This is a genomic window from Flagellimonas sp. ABD4_174, from assembly GCF_056160185.1.
This window is the reverse complement of sequence record NZ_JBSWWP010000001.1, coordinates 642,281-664,370: the sequence shown is the minus strand read 5'-3', so window position 1 is coordinate 664,370 and position 22,090 is coordinate 642,281. Positions and strand designations below refer to the sequence as shown.

The following is a 22,090-nucleotide window of genomic DNA, read 5'->3' as shown; positions in this document are numbered from 1 at the left end:
ATATCTACGTTTTCAACAAAAAAAAGAGCCCATATCGGCTCCTTTCTCCTAAAAATATGTTTTAAAAATTTATTCTACCGTTACCGATTTGGCCAAATTTCTTGGCTGATCTACGTTACAGCCCCTCATTACCGCAATATGATAGGATAACAATTGCAATGGGATTGTTGTGAGCAGAGGGGAGAGACTTTCCGATGTCTCCGGCACTTCGATGACATGATCTGCCAGCTCCTTTACCGATTGATCTCCTTCTGTTACAATAGCAATGATCCTGCCTTTTCTGGATTTGATTTCCTGAATATTGCTGACCACTTTTTCGTAATGTCCCTTTTTGGTAGCTATAACCACTACGGGCATTTGTTCATCGATCAAAGCGATTGGGCCGTGCTTCATTTCTGCTGCCGGATAACCTTCTGCATGAATGTAACTGATTTCTTTTAGCTTAAGCGCTCCTTCCAAGGCTACCGGAAAATTGTACCCCCTGCCCAAATACAAGCAATTGGCCGAATCTTTGTACGTTTCGGAAATTTCCTCTACCAAGGGGTTGGACAACAAGGCCTTTTCCACTTTGGCGGGCACCGCTTCCAATTCAGTTAAATATTCATGAAATTTAGACTGGGAAAGTGTTCCTTTTTCCTGTGCCAGTTTTAATGCGATCAAACTCAACACCGTAATTTGGGTCGTAAACGCCTTGGTCGATGCCACCCCGATTTCCGGTCCTGCATGGGTATATGCACCGGCATGTGTTTCTCTTGCTATGGAAGACCCTACAACGTTGCACACTCCAAACACAAAAGCTCCTTTTTCTTTGGCCAATTTTATAGCTGCCAACGTATCAGCTGTTTCACCTGACTGCGATATGGCAATAAGGACATCGTTTTCGGTTATCACGGGATTCCTGTACCTAAATTCCGAAGCGTATTCGACCTCCACAGGAATTCTTGCCATGTCCTCAAAAATATACTCGGCCACCAGACCTGCATGCCATGATGTACCGCACGCAACTATTATAATTCTGTTTGCATTCAAGAATTTTTCAAGGTTTTGATCGATCCCCGCCATTTTTATGATGCCCTTATCGGCCAACAAACGACCTCTGTAGGTATCCATAATAGCCTTGGGCTGCTCATAAATTTCTTTGAGCATAAAGTGATCGTATCCTCCTTTCTCAATCTCTTCAAGATTGAGCTGCAACTCCATAATGTTGGGATAGGCAATGGCATCATCCTTTATTTTACGGAGTTTGATTTCCTTTCCGATACGCACAATGGCCATTTCTTCGTCTTCCAAATAAACGGCATTGTTCGTAAATTCTATAAATGGTGAAGCATCCGAAGCAATAAAATACTCGTTCTCTCCTATACCGATGGCAAGTGGACTTCCCAACTTGGCCACTACGATCTCATCTGGTTTGTTCTTGTCGAAAACAGCAATGGCATAAGCTCCAACAACCTGGTTCAATGCTATCTGCACTGCTTTGCCCAGCTTAACCCCTTCTTTTTTCTTAACTTCTTCTATTAGATTGATGAGCACTTCGGTATCCGTATCGGATTCAAAAGAATACCCCCTTTTTATCAAAGCCTGTTTAATGGACTCGTAGTTTTCTATGATTCCATTGTGTATAATCACCAAGTCGCCAGAATTTGAATAATGGGGATGCGAGTTTACATCGTTCGGCACGCCGTGTGTAGCCCATCTTGTATGGCCCAAGCCCAACTTACCTTTTAGAGGTATCGTGGTCTCCGCCTTGTTTTTTAAATCCTCTACTTTGCCCTTGGTTTTGGCCAAATGGATGTCTTCTCCATCGAAAAGAGAAACACCGGCACTGTCGTACCCTCTATATTCGAGTCGCTGTAACCCTTTGATTATAATTGGATAGGCATCTCTATGACCTATATAACCGACTATTCCACACATAAGTTTTTTTTTAATTAATAACCATCTGGGGGATTGGTCCTCAAATTTAAAATGTATACGTTAAAATATACCGTTCTGGTTCTTTAAAACGACAAACGTTTAAAAAACTACGATAAATACAAGGTTAGTTGGCCTTAGTGTAGTAGATTTCAAGCTTTAGCTTTCGGTCTTCTTCTTCTGGTGCAACATTACTTCCATAAAGTATAGTTCCCAATGGGCTCATTGCGGCACCAACCGGATAATCTATCTCTTGCATGTCGCTCCCGAGCGCTTCTTGAACCGCGGTTAAAGCAATGTTCGGGGTTAAGGTCAAGCCCAATTTAGCGTTTACGGAATCCCTAACGATTATATTATTGATGTGCTCCGTAATACGAACCGTGTATTTTACACCTTGATTGTTGCTGGACTGCAACACTCCGTCGTGGCTCGCAAAATATCGCAACGAATTTGGTCCAGAATTCGGCGTTACATCCTCGTTGGCAATATTGTACAAAGGCAGATTGGTTTCTGCGTTGTACAGATAAAGCCTTGGCGGTTCGACCACGGAAGTTCCCAATGTCTCTCGATCCACGTAGAACACCAAATTTGCCTCGTTAATGATCCAATTGTTCTGCTTGATTTCATTGATGATCGTAGCGCCTCCGTTTTCCACTTCATCGAACAAACGGACCTCGGCAAGAGTGGCCCCTCCTTTTACATAAATTCGAGAAGCATTCTCTTCGGAATTCAATGCGCTCTCAATTTGTGAAGGAAGCATGTCGTTTTCGAACACGTTAACCGCATTTCCAGTAATCTGGCCATTGGTATTGGCTACCAACAGACGAAGTGTAAAATCTTTCTCCGCGACCACAACTTCCTCAGTCTCGGCATCATAATCGTTATACTCGTAGGTAATAGTGATGTTGGCTTGGGTCAAATCCAACAAGAACATAAGTTGCTCCATATCGGACCCCGCTAAGTGGATACCTCTTATAAAATTTCTAAAATTGGATTGCCTCAACAACTCAGGCTGACCTTCTTTATCCAAAATGTTCTGTTGAAAAAAATCCGGGTTTAGGGGAATTCGAATGCCTGGGGCAATTCTACTCTCTACAACTGTTTGTGATTCATCTACATCTGCCGTATCGGGGTCATCTTCGGCAAAAACCAAGGTTTCGATATCGTCAATGGTTACCGCTTTTTGACCTTCGATTGACAATTCTTCGCCAATAAAAGCCGAAAAATCCTGATTGGAGTAATATTCCTGGGTTTCTTCAAAATTAGAATTCGGGTCCAAATCGCGCAAGAAGTAATTAGATTTGGAAACTGTCAATTCAAAAGTTTGGGTCCTATCGCCGTATATACTGTCCAAATCAAACCTATTGGGATAAATATTGGCAACAAATCCTTCGGCGGTGCCATCTTCGTTTGGGTCGTACGGATTGGAGCCAATGATCCTTTCCTGGTTATCGGTGACACCATCGCCATCATAATCAGAATTTGGGTCTTCCGCATCCTCGCCACTTTCCAGTTCATCCGGAATACCATCACCATCAGAATCCGGCGAGGGGGCTGTTTGAAAAGGTATGGTCAAAAACACTTCTTTCACGGTTTCGTTTTCCTCTACCGTTGTGGCATTATCGTCCGAGTCGGCCGTATCCTCCACCTCTTGCCTCAGGTCTCCAAAGGTTGGGGCTTCGGCGGACAATGCAAGTTGGGAAATTATGCTGGCTTTTCTTTGTCCATATACAGGGTCGTTGAATGTACCCAGTTGGTACAAAGGCAATTTATTGGTCTGCACAGCAGTTATGCCTTTATTAAAGGCAAAAACATCGTACTCTACTTTACCCGTACTGAAGGGTTCTCCTGCAACAACACCTTCGCCAATGGTGTCCATTTCATCATCACACGAAGCGATCAGCAAAAACAAAGTTCCAACAAGTGTCGCAACTTTGGTAATCTTGGAAAATCTCATTCAAACTATTTTAGAACCTCTGTATTATAGAAATTTGTGTATGCCTCCTCTGCTTCTTGAAGCGGGACATAAGGCAATACTGGTACGGAAAGATTATCTATGTGGTTTTTTAAATCCTCGGACAAATCCTCCGCGGCTAAAATAACGGCATCGGAATGATCTACGGCAACCTTTAACAAATTATTATACTCGGGCTTGGCAAGAACGGAAACTTCCTCTTTATCAATACCATCGAAAGCTATTTTGTTGATCATTTCGGCATCCAGCTCACCTTCAAAATCCTTGCCGTAAACGGAAGTAACAATTCTACTATCGGCGAACAAGGGTTCATCAGCATAATATTTTCTGAGGTAAAGTGGCACCATAGAGGCCATCCATCCATGAACGTGGATAATATCTGGAGACCAGTTCAGTTTTTTTACGGTTTCCACAACACCTTTGGCAAAAAAGATGGCGCGTTCGTCGTTATCCGGGAACAAATTCCCATCGGCATCTGCAAATGTTGCCTTTCTTTTAAAATACTCATCGTTATCAATAAAGTAGACCTGAATCCGTTCTTTTGGTATGGAGGCCACCTTAATGATCAAGGGCATATCCATGTCGTTGATCACCAGGTTCATCCCCGATAAACGTATTACCTCATGTAATTGATGCCTTCTTTCGTTAATATTTCCATACCTTGGCATAAATATCCGTATTTGCCCACCATTACTGTTCACCATTCTAGGTGCTTCGTAAGACATTAAGGAAACAGGATTCTCTGGGAGGTAGGGAACTAATTCAGAAGATACAAACAATACCTTTTTACCATTCATAAACGCTTTCTTTTGTTTATCTGAAAAACATAGCTGCAAAAGTACAAAAATTATGCTGATTAGCTGTATTTGTAGTATTTTTGCACCCTTTTGTACCTGTATATGAAGATTTTCGACCGTAAAAAAGAACTCAATGCCTTTAGTTTGGAGGAGCGCAGAAAAGACCGCACCATTGGTCTTGTCCCCACTATGGGCGCATTGCACTCCGGTCATATTTCATTGGTAAAAAAAGCCTTGGCCGAAAATGATTTTGTGATAGTCAGCATTTTCGTAAATCCCACCCAATTCGACAAAAAGGATGATTTGGAAAAATATCCGAGAACTTTCCAAAAAGATGTAAGCCTTTTAAAAGAAGTATCTGAAAACATAGTTGTTTTTGCACCTACGGTAGATGAGATTTATGCCGGAAACCTTAAATCCGAATCTTACGAGTTCGATGGGTTGGACAAAGTAATGGAAGGCGAATTTAGAACAGGACATTTTGACGGTGTCGGCACTATTGTGGAGCTTTTGCTGCGAACTGCCGAACCTAACAAAGCCTATTTTGGAGAAAAAGATTTTCAGCAATTACAGATAATCCGAAAAATGGCCGAAACAAAAGACCTTCCATATACCATAGTAGGATGCGCCATTGAGAGGGAACCCCATGGACTTGCCATGAGTTCCCGAAACGAAAGGCTCTCTAAAGAAACCCGCGAACAGGCCAGTTTCATTTACAAAACCTTACAGACTGCCAAAGCTAAAATTGGCACGAAAAGTGTTAAAGATATTACGGATTGGGTCACTTCTGAATTTGAAAAACAACCCTTGTTCGATTTGGAGTATTTTGAAATAGCCGATGAAAACACATTGACACCCGCTTTAAAAATTCAGGACAACCAAAAATATAGGGCGTTCATTGCCGTTTATGCGGATGGCGTTCGCCTAATTGATAATCTAAGATTGAATTGATATTTTTGCACCATGCAAGTAGAAGTCGTAAAATCTAAAATTCACCGAGTAAAAGTTACCGGGGCAGACCTAAATTATATAGGAAGCATTACCATTGATGAAGATCTTATGGATGCCGCCAATATTATTAGAGGCGAGAAAGTGCAGATCGTGAACAACAACAACGGCGAACGATTGGAAACTTATGCCATTCCCGGACCAAGAGGTTCCGGTGAGTTGACATTGAACGGTGCCGCTGCCCGAAAAGTGGCGGTCGGCGACGTATTGATCCTAATTACCTACGCTTGGATGGATATCGAAGAAGCAAAAACATTTAATCCAGCATTGGTGTTCCCGAACGAGGAAAACAATCTACTCCAATAAATTTTGGGCAAATCCCTAAAAAAATTCCTTAAGATATTTGTACCCATTGGATTTGGGCTTTTCTTGGTTTGGTACTCCTACAACTCCACCACACCGGAAGAACGCAATCAAATTATCCATTACATTTCCAATGCAAGCCCATTCTGGGTGGTAATCTCCGTAATTATAGGCATACTGAGCCATATTTCCCGTGCCATTCGCTGGAAATATCTCTTGGAACCCATGGGTTACAGGCCAAAAACCTCAAATACCATATTTATTGTCCTTATATCCTATTTTGCCAACTTGGGCATTCCCCGTTCTGGTGAAATTTTAAGGGCAACAGCACTTACCACCTACGAAAAAGTTCCATTTGAAAAAGGTTTCGGTACAATCGTTACTGAAAGAGTAGTCGATTTACTGATGCTCTTGACCATCATTATGACCACCTTGGTGCTCCAAACCGATTTTATCCTTGGCTTTTTAGAAGAAAAAGGAGTCAATTTCGTAGGCGCTATCGGTATTTTATTAGCAGGCATAATAGGTTTGTTCCTGGGGTCGTACATAATTCGCAAATCAAAATCCCCTTTGGCCCTTAAGCTAAAAGGGTTCCTCTCCGGCCTACAAGATGGTGTGCTCAGTGTTTTTAAAATGAAGAACAAATGGCCGTTTATCCTTCATACTCTTTTTATCTGGACCGCCTATTTTGGTATGTTCTGGGTCATTAAATATACTGTGGAAGAAACCATCCCGTTATCCTTGGGCGAACTATTGGTCGCTTTTGTCGCGGGAGCCTTCGCCATGTCCACAACCAATGGCGGAATAGGTCTGTACCCTATCGCCGTTAGTGCCGCATTGGGCATTTATGGAATAAGTTCTGTTTCTGGTGATGCCTTTGGCTGGATCATGTGGATCGCCCAAACTATTATGGTGGTTGTTTTTGGTACAATATCCTTTGTTGTATTACCGTTATTGAATAGAAATCGGTAAGCCCCAACCGCTAAAACTTAACCAATGAAAAAAAGTCTATTTTTACTGATAGGCCTTATTTGCCTGAACTCCAATGCCCAGGTAAAAAAAGAAATCTTTGAATCTTTCAAACTCCAGGAACGAAGGGACGTCTCCTATTATTTCCCCGAAGATTATTCCGATGACAAACTGTATCCGTTGATCGTGGTTCTCGATGCCGACTACCTTTTTGATTTGGTCGTTGCCAACGTTAAATTCCAAAGTCGATTGGACCGCATGCCCGAGGCCATCGTGGTTGGAATCCACCAAGCAGAAAACGATCTAAGATGGGAAGATTGCGATTATGATGAAGCCTCAGGATTACCGACCGAAAAAGGTAAAATGTTCTATGAGTTTTTGGGAACGGAATTAATTCCCTACATGGCCACCACATATAAAATTGCCCCCTTTAAAATGTTCGTTGGGTACGATATCACTGCGAATTTTGGCAACTTTTATTTGTTCAAGGACAATTCATTCTTTAACTCTTTTGTGAGTATCTCACCGGTACTGGCAACCGAAATGGAGAATCGTGTCCCCGAGCGTTTGTCCGCATTGGACCAAACTATTTTTTATAATCTAATTGTAGAAAAGGCGCCATCGGACGACAGACAGCGCATACTGCAAATGAACCACAGCATCAATTCCATAAAAAAAGAATCGTTGCACTATTTTTTTGATGAATACGAAGAGGCTGATCACGAATCCATTGCAGCTTACGGAATCAGCAAAGCATTCGATAACGTATTCAAAATATATAGACCAATAACCCCCGAGGAATACAAAACTGAGATTGTTACTTCCGAAGAGCCCGTATTTGACTACTTGGAAAACCGATACAACACCATTGAAGATCTATTTGGGTTTGAAAAACAAGTGGAACTCAACGATATTATGGCCATTTATGCCGCTTGCTTAAAAAAACAAGATTACGAATCCTTAAAGCCTTTGGCCGATCTATGTAAAAAAGAATTCCCAGAAACCATGATGGGATTTTATTTTGAAGCAGAACATTACGAATTTATCGGTGAGCCCAAAAAGGCATTTAAAGCGTTTGAAAAGGCGTTCCAAATGGAAGAAATCGACTTTTTGACCAAAGATTTGGCTCTGGACAAGATAGATGCTCTGAAAGCAGACTTTGGGTACTAAATTGATCGATTATTGGGTTATTAGATTATTGGGTATTGACCACTTGGAGTACTCGATCATACAACTCCAAGAATCTATTGCTCCGAAAATCCAAGAATCCAATTCGCAATTCCATATCTTTAGGCTCCTCATTTTATTTTGAATGGCCAAGACCAAAACAGCATTTTTTTGTCAAAATTGTGGAGCTCAATTCCCAAAATGGATCGGGCAATGTTCCTCTTGCAAGGAATGGAACACCATTGTAGAAGAAGTTGTCCAAAAAGAGGACAAAAAAGGGTGGAAAACAGATCGGCCCGCCAACACCTCCAATAAGCCGCTTCGTGTTTCCGAAATAACACAGGAAAAGGAACTCCGCTTGGACACCAAAGACCAAGAGTTCAACCGCGTGTTGGGCGGTGGATTGGTACCAGGGTCTTTAACCTTATTAGGAGGGGAACCCGGTATTGGAAAAAGTACCTTGTTGCTTCAGGTTGCGTTAAAACTGCCCTATAAAATACTTTATGTGTCGGGGGAGGAGAGTCAAAGACAAATTAAAATGCGAGCAGACCGTATTCAACCTAAGAGCGAGAATTGCTACATCCTTACCGAGACCAAAACACAAAATATATTCCAGCAGATTGCCTCTATTGAGCCCGATTTAGTGGTCATCGACTCTATTCAGACCCTGCACACGGATTATATCGAATCCGCTGCGGGGAGCATTTCCCAAATCCGGGAATGTACCGCGGAACTGATCAAATTTGCCAAGGAAAGTCATACTCCTGTTATTTTGGTAGGACACATCACCAAAGATGGAACTATTGCGGGCCCAAAGATTTTGGAGCATATGGTGGATACCGTTCTCCAGTTTGAAGGAGACCGCAATTATGTATATCGCATTCTCCGTTCCCTTAAAAACCGCTTCGGTTCCACTGCCGAACTGGGCATTTACGAAATGCAAGGAAGCGGCCTGCGTGAAGTAAACAATCCTTCTGAGGTTTTGATTTCCAAGAACGACGAAGATCTTAGTGGCACTGCAATAGCGGCCACGGTGGAAGGTATGCGACCCTTGTTGATAGAAATTCAGGCCTTGGTGAGTACAGCGGTCTACGGAACACCACAACGTTCCGCCACAGGTTTTAATGCCAAACGTTTGAACATGCTCTTGGCCGTTTTGGAAAAACGCGCAGGTTTTAAGTTAGGGGCAAAAGATGTTTTTTTAAACATCACCGGTGGAATATCCGTGGATGATCCTGCCATTGACCTGGCTGTTATGGCCGCCATCCTATCCAGCAATTCCGATATCGCCATAGAAAAAGGCGTTTGTTTTGCCGCAGAAGTCGGACTTGCGGGAGAAATTAGGCCGGTACAACGGGTAGATCAGCGCATTCTCGAAGCCGAAAAATTGGGCTTTTCCAAAATATTTGTCTCCAAAAACAACAAAATCGGCCTAAAACAATCCGGCATACAGATTCAAAAAGTATCCAAGATTGAGGACGTGGTTTCCCATTTGTTCGGGTAAACCTGTAATTGTAGGTTTCTTTCTATATTTAGGAAACTTTCAAACCGCACATGAAAAGATATTTCCCATTGACCTTATTGACGCTATTGACAGCTTGCTCAAACTTTGACAAAAACAAAGCCGACAAGCCCTATTTCACTTCTTGGGAGCATTATTTGGGCGACCCCGAACGCACACACTACTCCAATCTTGATCAAATTGACACAGCAAATGTTTCCCAACTAAAATTGGCATGGAGCTATAAGAGTGGTGGGCTTCAAGAAGGTAGAACAACACAGATTCAAACCAGTCCACTCATGGTTGATGGGGTTTTGTATGGCGTCAATGCCGCCATCGAGCTGTTTGCCCTCGATGCAACCACGGGCAAGGAAATCTGGAAATTCTCGCCAAAAACCAAGGATGAATCAGGTTTAGGACTTAATCGAGGCCTGAATTATTGGAAATCGGATGGAGAACATCCCGGCCGTATCTTTTTCTCATCGGGACCCAAACTTTATGCTGTCAATATAACATCCGGCAAGCCCATCTCCTCCTTTGGAAACAATGGCAGTATCGATTTAAGAGAGGGTCTGGTCAGAGATCCCAGCAAATTATCCGTGGTATCGAACACGCCCGGCGCAGTTTTTCAAAATATATTGATTCAAGGTACCCGAGTGGGCGAAGGTCCCGGTTCTTCACCTGGGCACATACGGGCATATGATGTGCTCACAGGTGAAATTTTGTGGACCTTCCATACCATTCCACAGCCGGGAGAGTTTGGTTATGATACTTGGCCAGCGGAAGCATATAAAAAAGTAGGGGGCGCCAATAGTTGGCCCGGTATGGCCTTGGACACCGGACAGGGCATTGTTTACATTCCCACAGGATCAGCAGCTTTTGATTGGTATGGGGGCGACCGTGAAGGTGCCAATCTTTTTGCCAATTCCCTTTTGGCGCTCAATGCCAATACAGGCGAACGAATTTGGCATTTTCAAATGGTGCATCATGATATTTGGGACCGTGATTTGCCCGCTCCTCCCAACTTAGTTGATATTCAACGGGATGGACAAACCATTCCTGCCGTAGCACAGGTCACCAAAAGTGGTCATGTGTTCGTATTCAACCGTATTACGGGAGAACCCTTGTTTCCTATCGAGGAAAAAACCTATCCCAGTTCCACATTGCTCGGTGAAAAGGCTTTTGAAACCCAACCCTTACCTCTAAAACCTGCTCCATTTGCACGTCAGATATTGACAGAAGACGATTTATATGCGCCCGACCGCACCGCATTTGTGGATGATTTGGTCTCAGGGAACAAAACTGAAAATACTCCTACGGTGCTTGAAAAGTTCAAGTCCATCACATCCAAGGGACAATTTATTCCCATGGATACCACAGGGGTCATTTTGTTCCCAGGTGCCGACGGGGGAGCTGAATGGGGTGGAGCTGCCCTCGACCCTCGTGATGGGGTGATGTACGTAAATACCAATGAAATGGCATGGATCATTAAAATGAAAGAGGTTGGTGGCGGCGCCGAAGGCTCCAGTGTAGGACAAAGTCTAGCACAAATCCACTGCGCCCGATGCCATGGCGGGGAACTGCAAGGTTTGGCCGGTATTCCGGCACTTCAGAATATAAAGTTGCGTTTGGAATCCGATTCCATAAAGACCATCATCCAAAAAGGGCGTGGCGCTATGCCGGGGATGCCCAATCTTTCGGCAGATGAAACCGATGCCATTACGGAATTTCTAATGGATATGGAACAAGCAAAAGATCACCGAGTGGAAAAAATAAATGTAGATGTGCCCTATTCGGTCGCTAGTTTCGCACGATTTAAAGATGATAGGGGCTATCCCGTAGTGAAACCACCATGGGGGACCCTGAATGCCATCGACCTCAACACTGGTGAGTATCTATGGACCGTGCCGTTGGGCCATGAGGAAAGTTTGCAGGACCCGAATGTGTCCGTTTCCGGACTCGAAAATTATGGCGGGCCTGTCATCACCAAAGGTGGAGTGCTATTTATTGCTGCCACCAAGGATGAAAAAATCCGTGCGTTCCATATGAAAACTGGGAAGCAACTTTGGGAAGATAAACTCCCCGCAGGCGGTTATGCCACTCCGATCACCTATCAAGTGGAGGGCAAACAATACCTTGTCATTTCATGCGGAGGCGGAAAAATGGGAACTGCTTCGGGTGATGAATATCGGGCATACGTCCTCGAGTAAATCTAAGGAGCAGGGTTAGGAATGGCGTTGTGTATCTCCTCAATGCCATCCAATACCTCATCGGAAAGGTCCACATCGATACTGGCGATGTTTTCCTTGAGTTGTTCCATAGTGGTAGCGCCAATGATATTGCTCGTTAAAAATGGTCGGGTATTTACAAATGCCAAGGCCATTTGAGCGAGGCTAAGATTGTGTGTCTTGGCCAGGTCAGCATATTTTTGTGTGGCCTGTGTAGCAGTTTCTCCACTATAGCGACTATAGTTCGGGAATAAGGTTATCCGTGCTTTTCTAGGTGGGATTTCGGTAAGGTATTTACCGCTCAGCACCCCAAATCCAAGAGGAGAGTACGCCATTAAACCAATTTGTTCCCTCATCGAAATTTCGGAAAGACCTACTTCAAAAAGTCGGTTAAGAAGGCTATACGGGTTCTGAATGGTGCGCATTCGGGGCAATCCTTGGTGGACTTTGCTCTCCTCCAAATAGCGCATGGTGCCCCAAGGGGTTTCGTTGGACAATCCTACGTGCCTAATCTTACCTTCGGCAATCAAATCTCGTAGCGTCTCCAAAACTTGGTGTATGTTGTCGTCCCAAACATCAACGGCATGGGCATTGTAACCTCTTTGACCAAAATAATTGGTATTCCTTTCTGGCCAATGGAGTTGAAACAGGTCAATATAATCGGTCTGTAATCGCCTTAGGCTTCCTTCTACCGCACTAACCAAAGCTTCTTTACTGAACCCGGTACTTCGAATATGGTTTGCGACCTGCCCCGGTCCTGCAATTTTTGAAGCCAAGACCACCCTATCCCGATTCCCTGTTTTTTTAAACCAATTCCCGATCAATTCTTCTGTAACGGCATATAATTCCTTTTTGGCCGGAACGGGATATAATTCTGCCGTATCAAAAAAGTTAACGCCTTGGTCTAGGGCATAGTCCATTTGCTCCTGCGCTTCCTCTTCATTGTTTTGGCGCCCCCAGGTCATGGTGCCCAAGCAAATTTTGCTGATTCGGATATCGGTATGCGGGATTCTGGTATACTTCATTTTTTACAAATTAGGACGGTTAACGATTGGGGCTCTCAAACCCAACCATCTTACTTTCTACCTTTAGAATAGCATTATTTTTCAACCTCCAATAAAATGGGGCAGTGATCACTATGTTTGGCTTCGGACAAGATCACGGAACGCTTTAACCGATCTTCCAAAGGATCGGCCACCATGCCATAATCCAAACGCCAGCCTTTGTTGTTGGCCCTGGCATTGGCGCGGTAACTCCACCAGGTGTAATTATCGGGTTCCTTATTAAAATGCCTAAAACTGTCTATAAAACCACTTTTCATAAAATTTCCGATCCATTCGCGTTCCACAGGTAAGAATCCCGATACGTTTTTGTTTCGGACAGGATCATGAATATCTATAGCTTCATGACAAATATTATAGTCTCCCAACACAATTAAATTGGGACGCTCTTTCCGAAGCTCATCTGCATATTTCTGAAAATCGTCCATATACGTCAATTTAAAATCCAGGCGATCCATATTGGTGCCGGATGGCAAGTACATGCTCATTATGGAAAGGTCTCCGTAGTCGGCTCGGATATTTCTTCCTTCATGATCCATGTAGTCGATACCCGTACCAAATTCCACATGGTCCGGCTCCTCTTTACAAAGTAAAGCCACGCCGCTATATCCTTTTTTTTGGGCGCTGAACCAATAATTATGGGAATATCCTGCCTCTTTAAAAACAGTAGTATCCAATTGCTCCTCCATGGCCTTGGTCTCCTGCAGGCAAACCACGTCAGGGCTCACCGTTTCCAACCATTCCACAAATCCTTTTTTAAGTGCTGCCCGAATACCGTTAACATTGTAGGATACAATTTTCATATACTCAATTTTGTTCAAAAATAGCTATTGTGAACGGCTCCTTAAAATTGAATTTACCTATGAATCTATCAATGGAATGAATTGATGTCCCTTTTTTTGATCTTTTCGTTTACTTTTAAGCCAAAAAGCTTCCTCATGACAGCTCTTGTTCTAATCGATGTCCAACGCGGACTACAAGAAATCGGGTTTTACGGCACAGAAAGAAACAATATGGATGCCGAGGAAAATTGCGGAAGGTTATTAACGTTCTTCAGGAAAAAACAATGGCCCATCTTCCATGTAAAACATAATTCCACCGACCTTGGTTCCCCTTTGCACCCAGGTAAAGTAAGTAACTCTTTTCATCCGGCCGTGGAACCTATGATCAATGAACCGATTTTTGAGAAAACGGTGAACAGTGCTTTTATTGGCACTGAACTGGAGGCTCGATTAAAAACAGAGCACATCACTAATTTAGTAATAGCGGGTCTAACGATAGAACATTGCATTTCCACCTCGGTAAGGATGGCGTCGAATTTAGGTTTTACCGTTATTTTGGTTTCCGATGCGACCGCTGCCTTCGATAAAATAGGACACGATGGCAACACATACGCTGCTGATGTTATTTTCCACGCAGAACTGGCCAACCTTAAAGATGAGTTCGCAACGATAAAGGATACCGACACCATATTGAAAGAACTTGATCATTAGTCCCTATTTTTACAACTCTAATAATTCTGTTATTCTTATGGTAAGATCAGCATCATTTTTTTTATTATGTTTCTTCCTTGCAATCATACAATTGTTCAGTCAGTCCGAACCGCTTAAAATTGGTATCGCAGGCCTCACGCATACCCATGTTCACTCGATTTTGGGCCGCGATGCCATTGGCGACATCAAAATTGTGGGCATTGCGGAACCGAATCGTAAGCTCGCCCAACAATATGCCGATCAACACGGGTTTTCCATGGATTTGGTGTACAACAGCCTAGAAGAAATGATTGCCGCCACCCAACCAGAGGCAGTAACCGCATTTGGCAACATATTCGATCATTTGGAAGTAGTTCAGACCTGTGCACCAAAAGGAATCCATGTTATGGTAGAAAAACCATTGGCGGTAAATATGCGACATGCCAAAAAAATGAAAGCGCTTGCACAAGAACACCGTATACATCTGCTCACCAATTACGAAACCACTTGGTATCCGACCAATCATAAAGCGAAAACCCTCTTGGACAATGGCGAAATTGGAGACCTTAAAAAAGTCGTTGTCCGCGATGGTCATCGCGGACCCGTAAAAATTGGGGTTAACGAAGAATTTCTGGAGTGGCTCCAAGATCCCGTGCTCAATGGCGGTGGTGCCCTCACCGATTTTGGCTGTTACGGGGCAAATCTTATGACGTGGCTATTACAAGGCAAAAAACCAAATACCGTTACCGCTGTTACCCAACAATTACAGGCGGAAAACAATCCCGAAGTAGATGATGATGCCGTTATAATTCTTACTTATGACGACTGCCAAGCGGTATTACAACCTTCTTGGAATTGGCCCATAGGCAGAAAGGACATGGAACTTTATGGCTTAACAGGTGCTATTTACGCAGATAACAGAAATACACTTCGGGTAAGAACTGCAAAAGGTTATGATGGCTACCAAGAAGAAATCTCAATCTTAGAAGAAAGACCTTATCCCTACAACGACCCATTTTCACTTTTGGTTGCTGTGGTGCGCGGTTCCGTTGAGTTAAACCCAAATGATCTAAACGCGCTCGAAAACAATATGACCGTAGTGGAAATATTGGATGCTGCACGCAAAAGTGCAAAAACGGGCAAAACCATCAAACTAAAAAAATAACCTCTACCAACATTTGTTTCCAATGAGAGTCTTTGTTTCCCTATTATGTGTATCACTGCCCTTACTTTTACTGGGCCAGATTTCCCCAAAAGACTCCATAACCCAATTGGATGAAATTATTCTAGTCCAGAACGCCGTTCCAAAAAAAGCCACGGGAATCACTCCTTCTTCAAAAATTGCCGGTCAAACCTTTGATCGTTTCAACCCCACGGACATCCCTTCTGCCATCAATCAGATTTCGGGCGTTTATATTTTATCGGGAGCCATCAACACCAACCGCATAACAGTTCGGGGCATTGGAGCAAGGACACCTTACGGAACCAATAAACTACGCATGTACTTTAATGGAATCCCTGTAACCAATGGTACCGGCTCTTCTACCATTGAAGCTTTCGATTTTGAAAATCTGGGTGCCATAGAGATCATAAAAGGACCTAAAGGCACTGCGTACGGCTCCAATCTTGGCGGAGCTTTTATTTTGGATACCAAGGCATCCATTGAAAATAAGACGCAATTGACCAATACGTTTTCGGTCGGCTCGTATAACATGGTAAAGGACAACCTAACATTTTCGCATGCAGAAGATGGTCTTAAACTAAGTTTAAGCTATAATCATTTGGAAACCGATGGGTTTCGCCAGAACAATGAATTTGAGCGTGATGGATTTTTACTGAACACACTATTCCGAACGGGAAGAAACAGTAGTTTGTCCTTTTTAATGAACTATATTGATTACACGGCCCATATTCCAAGCTCCATTAACCAAACGGATTTTGATGAGGACCCTACCCGTGCTGCATCAAACTGGCTGGCCGCAAAAGGATATGAAGCTAACAAATATGTTTTAACGGGTCTCTCGCATACGTATCGATTTTCACAACATCTTCAAAATACAACCAGTATTTTTTATTCCTATTTGGACCATTACGAACCAAGGCCATTCAATATTTTGGACGAATTCACCAATGGGTTTGGTTTTAGAACCGTTTTTGAAGGCGATCTTGGCAAGGTTCAATTTACTTTAGGGAGTGAATTCTATAAAGATGAATACCACTGGGGCACGTATCAAAATTTATATGAGGAAAACAATGGCAATGGCAGTTTACAGGGAACTCAACTTAATGACAATATAGAATTCCGTCGACAATTCAACCTTTTTGGAACGCTTACCTATCCCATTACCTCTGCATTTTTGGTACAGGCCGGTCTCAACTTGAACAAAACCCATTACGACTATAGGGATTTGTTCAACCAAGAAGCAGAAAACGCATCGGCAGAGCGTGATTTTGATGCTATTTTACTTCCAAACCTTGGACTCAACTACCAATTAAAAAATGGAAAGATCTATGCGAACATTAGTCGGGGTTTTTCCAATCCCAGTTTGGAAGAAACATTGACTCCCGAAGGCGTCATCAACCCGGATATTGCACAAGAAACAGGTATAAGTTATGAGTTGGGAAGTGAGTGGTCGCTGTTTGAAAAGAGACTTACGGCCAACATTGTCCTGTATCGAATGAAGGTAAAAAACCTTTTGGTGGCCCAACGCGTGGGAGAGGACCAATACATAGGAAGAAACGCAGGAAAAACACGTCACCAAGGTGTGGAACTCGACCTGCAATATTTGGGGAAATTATCCCCTAGTATTACATTTTCACCTTACGTAAGTTATACCTTGAACGACCATAGTTTTGTGGATTTTGTGGACAACGACAACGATTATTCTGGAAATCCGCTCACGGGAGTCCCTAAAAATCGCTTAAGTTCGGGTATCGATTTTCGCCATTCCAATGGATTGCTGCTCCATCTTACCCATCAGTTTGTAGACGAAATTCCTTTAACGGATGCCAATACGATCAACAGCGATTCCTTTAACGTATTCCATATAAAGTTGGGATTCCGCACTTCACTTTCACAGAACATCAGTTTGGGACTGAACGCAGGTGTCAACAATATTTTTGATATCAATTATGCTCAATCCATACTGATCAATGCGACTGGTTTTGGCGGGTCGCAACCAAGATACTTTTACCCGGGAAATGGTCGGAATTTATTTGGAGGGATACAATTAAACTATGTTTTTTAATATTTGATGCATGACACCTAGAATCGAAACCGTGCCGACCACATTTTTGATTGGCCAAAAAACGACAACATCTTTGGTCAGCGATAAGACCAGGGAACTTTGGCAAAGCTTCTCCCCAAGAAAAAAGGAAATAAAAAACTTGGCAAGTGAAGATCTATATTCCGTTGAAATCTATCCAGGTCCGGAATACTTTCAGCATTTTGACCCAACTATGGAGTTTGAAAAGTGGGCGGCCGTTGCCGTATCGGATTTTGATGAAATCCCGGAAAGCATGGATGTGCTAACCATCCCTTCGGGAGAATACGCTGTGTTTCACTACAGAGGAAAAACCAGTGAAGTCATGGAAATATTCAAGTACATTTATGGCGAGTGGTTCCCAACTTCTGGATTCACTATCGATCATAGGCCCCACTTTGCAGTAATGGGGAGTAAATACAAAGGAGAACATCCAGATTCCGAAGAAGATTTCTGGATACCGATCAAGAATACATAAAAAGATCATTGGAATTAATCCCAACAACAAAATTCAGTTAGACTAAAAAGGATGAAGGCAACAACAAATAGTATAGAATCCTTATCTTAGATTTTCCAATCTGCAATTAAACAATGAGGAAACTTGTTCCGTTTTTACTATTACTTCTATTTTTTTCTTGCAACGAGCAGGCAAAAAAAGACGTGAGCTCAATCGACCCCGTTAATTGGAACAACCGTATTGCTTCTATATCCACTAAAGATTCTTTATTGAACGGCACTTCCTACCTCTCCGTGTATTCCCAAATCTATAGCGAAACAGAGCATCGCACTCACAACCTTACGAGCACTATAAGCATGCGGAACACAAACCTACAGGACACCATTTACATCAAAAAAGCAGAATATTTTGACACCAAGGGCAATCCTATCCGAACGTATTTTGATGAGCCCATCTATATAAAGCCCATGGAAACCGTAGAGATCGTGATTGATGAGAAAGACCAATCGGGCGGAACCGGTGCCAATTTCCTTTTTCAATGGTCCATAAAACCCAATGCCCACGAACCCTATTTTGAGGGAGTGATGATATCCACATCCGGACAACAAGGGCTATCTTTCACCACCCAAGGACGACGCGTGGAATAAGGTTCACAGAGCTATCAAACTCCATCATAGTTTTACTGCATCAATTATAGTATATTGTATGTGATTTGCAGGCAAATCGCACACGATTCGTTTGCGCTTAACCCATTAATTATGTCCGACTTACAAATTGCCAAAGGTGTTTCTTTAAAACACATTTCCACCATTGCCGAAAAATTTGGGATCGATTCCGATAAAATTGAAATGTTCGGGAAATACAAGGCCAAACTACCTCTAAAGGCCATTAATAGGACCAAAGCCCAAAACAGTAACCTTATTTTGGTTTCGGCCATTTCCCCGACCCCTGCGGGCGAGGGAAAAACCACTATGTCCATTGGGCTTTCCGAAGGCTTGAACCGCTTGGGTAAAAAAACGACCGTGGTTCTACGGGAGCCTTCTTTAGGTCCTGTTTTTGGCATAAAAGGAGGCGCAACTGGGGGCGGTTATTCCCAAGTTTTGCCCATGGAGGACATCAACCTACATTTTACCGGTGATTTTGCAGCCATTGAAAAAGCGCACAATCTATTATCGGCAGTTATCGACAACAATATTCAAAGCAAGACCAACTCTGTACGATTGGACCCCAGGACCATAGGTTGGAAAAGGGTTATGGACATGAACGATCGTTCCCTCCGGCACATTATTGTAGGCTTGGGCGGTACAACTTCTGGTGTACCCCGCGAAACAGGTTTTGATATTACCGCTGCTTCCGAAATTATGGCCATCCTCTGCTTGGCCGAAAGCCTTAGCGACCTAAAAAAACGCTTGGGCAATATTTTTGTGGGCTACACCTTCGACAAAAAGCCGATCTACGCCAAAGATTTGAAGGCAGAAGGCGCCATGGCTGCTTTATTAAAAGATGCCATAAAACCCAACTTGGTTCAGACCATAGAGGGAAATCCCGCCATTATTCACGGTGGGCCTTTTGCGAACATTGCTCAAGGCACCAATTCTGTGATCGCCTCTTTAATGGGCATGTCGCATTCCGATTACACGGTAACCGAAGCTGGATTTGGTTTTGACCTTGGTGCCGAAAAATTCTTCGATATTAAATGCCAGAGTGCCGGCTTAACACCAAAAGCCGTAGTGCTCACTACAACTATTCGCGCGCTAAAATATCATGGGGGAGCAGATTTAAAAACCTTGACAGAACCCAATGTGGAAGCTTTAAAAAAAGGACTTCCGAATTTGGAAAAACACTTGGAGAACATAGCCAAGTTCAAGGTAATCCCTGTTATATCCATAAATAAGTTTGTATCCGACACAGATGAGGAGATTGCCGTGATCAAAGAATTGGCCAATTCCAAAGGAATTCGCGTAGCCGTTGCGAATGTTTGGGCCAAAGGCGGTGAAGGTGCAGAAGAGTTGGCCAAAGCAGTAATCGATATTGTAGAGTCCAACGATTCTAATTTTGCACCATTATATAATTGGAAATCCAGTGTAAAAGATAAAATCGCGACCATTGCCACCGAAATTTACGGTGCCGAGTATGTGGATTACACGGCCAAAGCCAAAGCCGACCTCAGAAAAATTTCTGATCTTGGATTGGATCAGCTGCCCGTTTGCATTGCCAAGACCCAAAAGTCTTTATCGGATAATCCCAAACTATTGGGCAGACCAAAAGACTTTATCATCACGGTCAGGGAAATAGAAATTGCCGTTGGTGCAGGTTTCTTGATCCCCATTACCGGAAATATTATGCGAATGCCCGGTTTGCCCGCTCATCCAGCTTCCGAAGGAATGGATATTAACGATGATGGTGAAATTACCGGATTGTTCTAGACCTTAAATCTTCTGCAACCAATAACGCATATCCACTTCCTTGGAGATGATTTCTTTCACTTCTGAAAGCTTGACGCGTTTTTGCTCCATGGTATCCCTGTGACGGATGGTTACCGTATCATCTTCCAATGTTTGATGATCAACGGTAACACAAAACGGTGTTCCCGCCGCGTCTTGGCGACGGTAGCGACGGCCTACGGCATCCTTTTCGTCATAATCCACATTGAAATCCCATTTCAATTCGTCCACCAATTTCTGGGCGACTTCGGGAAGTCCATCCCTTTTCAATAATGGGAGTACGGCGACCTTGTTCGGGGCCAGAACGGCCGGAATTTTAAGTACCGTACGTGTGGACCCGTTTTCCAATTCCTCCTCTTGCAAGGAGTTGGAGAACACCGCCAAGAACATACGATCCAACCCTATGGAAGTTTCCAATACATATGGAGTGTAGCTCTGGTTTTCTTCGTGGTCGAAATATTGTAGTTTTTTACCTGAATATTCTTCATGTTTCCCCAGATCAAAATCGGTACGAGAATGGATTCCCTCCAATTCCTTGAATCCGAATGGGAACTTGAACTCGATATCGGCCGCTGCATCTGCGTAGTGTGCCAATTTTTCGTGGTCGTGGAAACGATAGTTGTCTTCTCCCATGCCTAGGGAGAGGTGCCATTTCATGCGTTTTTCCTTCCAAGCTTCGTACCACTCCATTTGGGTGCCCGGTTTTATAAAGAACTGCATTTCCATCTGTTCGAATTCCCTCATCCGGAAAATAAACTGACGCGCTACGATCTCGTTACGGAAAGCTTTTCCTGTTTGGGCTATCCCAAACGGAATTTTCATTCTTCCAGTTTTCTGTACGTTCAAAAAATTGACAAAGATTCCTTGTGCAGTTTCTGGACGAAGGTACAGATCCATCGCGCTATCGGCAGAAGCGCCCAACTTGGTTCCGAACATCAAATTGAATTGCTTTACATCCGTCCAATTTTTAGATCCGGACAATGGACAGGCAATTTCGAGCTCTTCGATCAGTGCTTTTACATCGGCTAAATCTTCCTTTTCCAAAGACTGACCCATTCTTTTTAAAATGGAATCGGCTTTTTCTTGATAGCCCAAAACTCGATTGTTGGTGGCAAGGAATTGTTCTTTGTCAAAGCTATCGCCAAATCGTTTGGCGGCCTTGGTCACTTCTTTCTCGATTTTGGCCTCTATTTTGGCGACATAATCCTCGATAAGGACATCGGCACGATATCTTTTTTTGGAATCTTTATTATCAATCAACGGATCGTTGAAGGCATCCACGTGGCCCGAGGCTTTCCAAGTGGTAGGGTGCATAAATATGGCAGCATCGATGCCCACAATGTTCTCATTGAGCTGCACCATGGCTTTCCACCAATATTCGCGAATATTCTTTTTTAGCTCCGCACCGTTCTGACCGTAGTCGTAAACAGCACTAAGTCCATCATAAATTTCACTGGATTGGAATACGTACCCATATTCCTTTGCGTGTGAGATTACCTTCTTAAAAACGTCTTCTTGATTTGCCATTGGG

18 protein-coding genes are annotated in these 22,090 nt (G+C 43.2%); 12 read left to right on the top strand and 6 right to left on the bottom strand.

Annotated features, from left to right (window positions below; translation table 11 throughout):
- Nucleotides 1–69: 69 nt before the first annotated feature.
- The 3 genes from glmS to ACXAFK_RS02920 form a co-directional block, all read right to left on the bottom strand.
- Complete coding sequence (gene glmS, locus ACXAFK_RS02930; RefSeq protein ID WP_293298617.1) at nucleotides 70–1,917, bottom strand: glutamine--fructose-6-phosphate transaminase (isomerizing); 1,848 nt, start codon at nucleotides 1,915–1,917, stop codon at nucleotides 70–72.
- A gap of 124 nt (nucleotides 1,918–2,041) precedes the next feature.
- Nucleotides 2,042–3,871, bottom strand: coding sequence for a DUF4270 domain-containing protein (locus tag ACXAFK_RS02925; protein ID WP_474956744.1), 1,830 nt, complete (start codon nucleotides 3,869–3,871; stop codon nucleotides 2,042–2,044).
- Between the two features lie 5 nt (nucleotides 3,872–3,876).
- Nucleotides 3,877–4,686, bottom strand: coding sequence for a glycogen/starch synthase (locus ACXAFK_RS02920; protein ID WP_293298611.1), 810 nt, complete (start codon nucleotides 4,684–4,686; stop codon nucleotides 3,877–3,879).
- 102 nt (nucleotides 4,687–4,788) lie between these two features.
- On the opposite strand from ACXAFK_RS02920, the gene panC reads away from it, so the two are divergent.
- From panC to ACXAFK_RS02890, 6 genes are all read left to right on the top strand, one after another.
- Nucleotides 4,789–5,637, top strand: coding sequence for a pantoate--beta-alanine ligase (gene panC, locus ACXAFK_RS02915; RefSeq protein ID WP_252080791.1), 849 nt, complete (start codon nucleotides 4,789–4,791; stop codon nucleotides 5,635–5,637).
- 12 nt (nucleotides 5,638–5,649) lie between these two features.
- Entirely contained in the window at nucleotides 5,650–6,000 is a 351-nt protein-coding gene (gene panD / locus ACXAFK_RS02910) for an aspartate 1-decarboxylase (protein WP_224836202.1), read from the top strand.
- A 3-nt stretch (nucleotides 6,001–6,003) separates the two neighbouring features.
- Nucleotides 6,004–6,969 (top strand): lysylphosphatidylglycerol synthase transmembrane domain-containing protein, encoded by a 966-nt coding sequence (locus tag ACXAFK_RS02905; protein ID WP_474956743.1) that lies wholly within the window; start codon nucleotides 6,004–6,006, stop codon nucleotides 6,967–6,969.
- Between the two features lie 24 nt (nucleotides 6,970–6,993).
- Entirely contained in the window at nucleotides 6,994–8,136 is a 1,143-nt protein-coding gene (locus ACXAFK_RS02900) for an alpha/beta hydrolase (RefSeq protein WP_474956742.1), read from the top strand.
- A 142-nt stretch (nucleotides 8,137–8,278) separates the two neighbouring features.
- Nucleotides 8,279–9,637 carry a DNA repair protein RadA gene (radA, locus tag ACXAFK_RS02895; protein ID WP_474956741.1) on the top strand — a complete coding sequence of 453 codons (1,359 nt, stop codon included), beginning with the start codon at nucleotides 8,279–8,281 and terminating at the stop codon, nucleotides 9,635–9,637.
- A 50-nt stretch (nucleotides 9,638–9,687) separates the two neighbouring features.
- A complete protein-coding gene (locus ACXAFK_RS02890; RefSeq protein WP_474956740.1) occupies nucleotides 9,688–11,844 on the top strand; it encodes an outer membrane protein assembly factor BamB family protein in 2,157 nt (718 codons plus the stop codon).
- Between the two features lie 2 nt (nucleotides 11,845–11,846).
- Here the strand turns inward: ACXAFK_RS02890 and ACXAFK_RS02885 are convergent, their stop codons facing one another.
- On the bottom strand, nucleotides 11,847–12,887 hold the full coding sequence (locus tag ACXAFK_RS02885; protein ID WP_474956739.1) for an aldo/keto reductase: 1,041 nt from the start codon (nucleotides 12,885–12,887) through the stop codon (nucleotides 11,847–11,849).
- 74 nt (nucleotides 12,888–12,961) lie between these two features.
- Nucleotides 12,962–13,726 (bottom strand): exodeoxyribonuclease III, encoded by a 765-nt coding sequence (locus tag ACXAFK_RS02880; RefSeq protein ID WP_293298595.1) that lies wholly within the window; start codon nucleotides 13,724–13,726, stop codon nucleotides 12,962–12,964.
- Between the two features lie 135 nt (nucleotides 13,727–13,861).
- Here ACXAFK_RS02880 and ACXAFK_RS02875 point away from each other — a divergent pair, with 135 nt between their 5' ends.
- The 6 genes from ACXAFK_RS02875 to ACXAFK_RS02850 all read left to right on the top strand — a co-directional run bounded on the left by ACXAFK_RS02875 (nucleotide 13,862) and on the right by ACXAFK_RS02850 (nucleotide 20,541).
- Nucleotides 13,862–14,416, top strand: coding sequence for a cysteine hydrolase family protein (locus ACXAFK_RS02875; protein ID WP_369885664.1), 555 nt, complete (start codon nucleotides 13,862–13,864; stop codon nucleotides 14,414–14,416).
- A gap of 37 nt (nucleotides 14,417–14,453) precedes the next feature.
- Entirely contained in the window at nucleotides 14,454–15,560 is a 1,107-nt protein-coding gene (locus ACXAFK_RS02870) for a Gfo/Idh/MocA family protein (RefSeq protein ID WP_474956738.1), read from the top strand.
- 22 nt (nucleotides 15,561–15,582) lie between these two features.
- A complete protein-coding gene (locus tag ACXAFK_RS02865) occupies nucleotides 15,583–17,643 on the top strand; it encodes a TonB-dependent receptor family protein (protein ID WP_474956737.1) in 2,061 nt (686 codons plus the stop codon).
- 10 nt (nucleotides 17,644–17,653) lie between these two features.
- Nucleotides 17,654–18,136, top strand: a complete 483-nt coding sequence (locus tag ACXAFK_RS02860) for a GyrI-like domain-containing protein (RefSeq protein WP_224836193.1) — start codon at nucleotides 17,654–17,656, stop codon at nucleotides 18,134–18,136.
- A 113-nt stretch (nucleotides 18,137–18,249) separates the two neighbouring features.
- Nucleotides 18,250–18,762 carry a DUF3124 domain-containing protein gene (locus ACXAFK_RS02855; RefSeq protein ID WP_474956736.1) on the top strand — a complete coding sequence of 171 codons (513 nt, stop codon included), beginning with the start codon at nucleotides 18,250–18,252 and terminating at the stop codon, nucleotides 18,760–18,762.
- 111 nt (nucleotides 18,763–18,873) lie between these two features.
- Nucleotides 18,874–20,541, top strand: coding sequence for a formate--tetrahydrofolate ligase (locus ACXAFK_RS02850; protein ID WP_474956735.1), 1,668 nt, complete (start codon nucleotides 18,874–18,876; stop codon nucleotides 20,539–20,541).
- A 3-nt stretch (nucleotides 20,542–20,544) separates the two neighbouring features.
- Here the strand turns inward: ACXAFK_RS02850 and ACXAFK_RS02845 are convergent, their stop codons facing one another.
- Entirely contained in the window at nucleotides 20,545–22,086 is a 1,542-nt protein-coding gene (locus tag ACXAFK_RS02845; protein WP_474956734.1) for a glycine--tRNA ligase, read from the bottom strand.
- Nucleotides 22,087–22,090 lie beyond the last annotated feature (4 nt).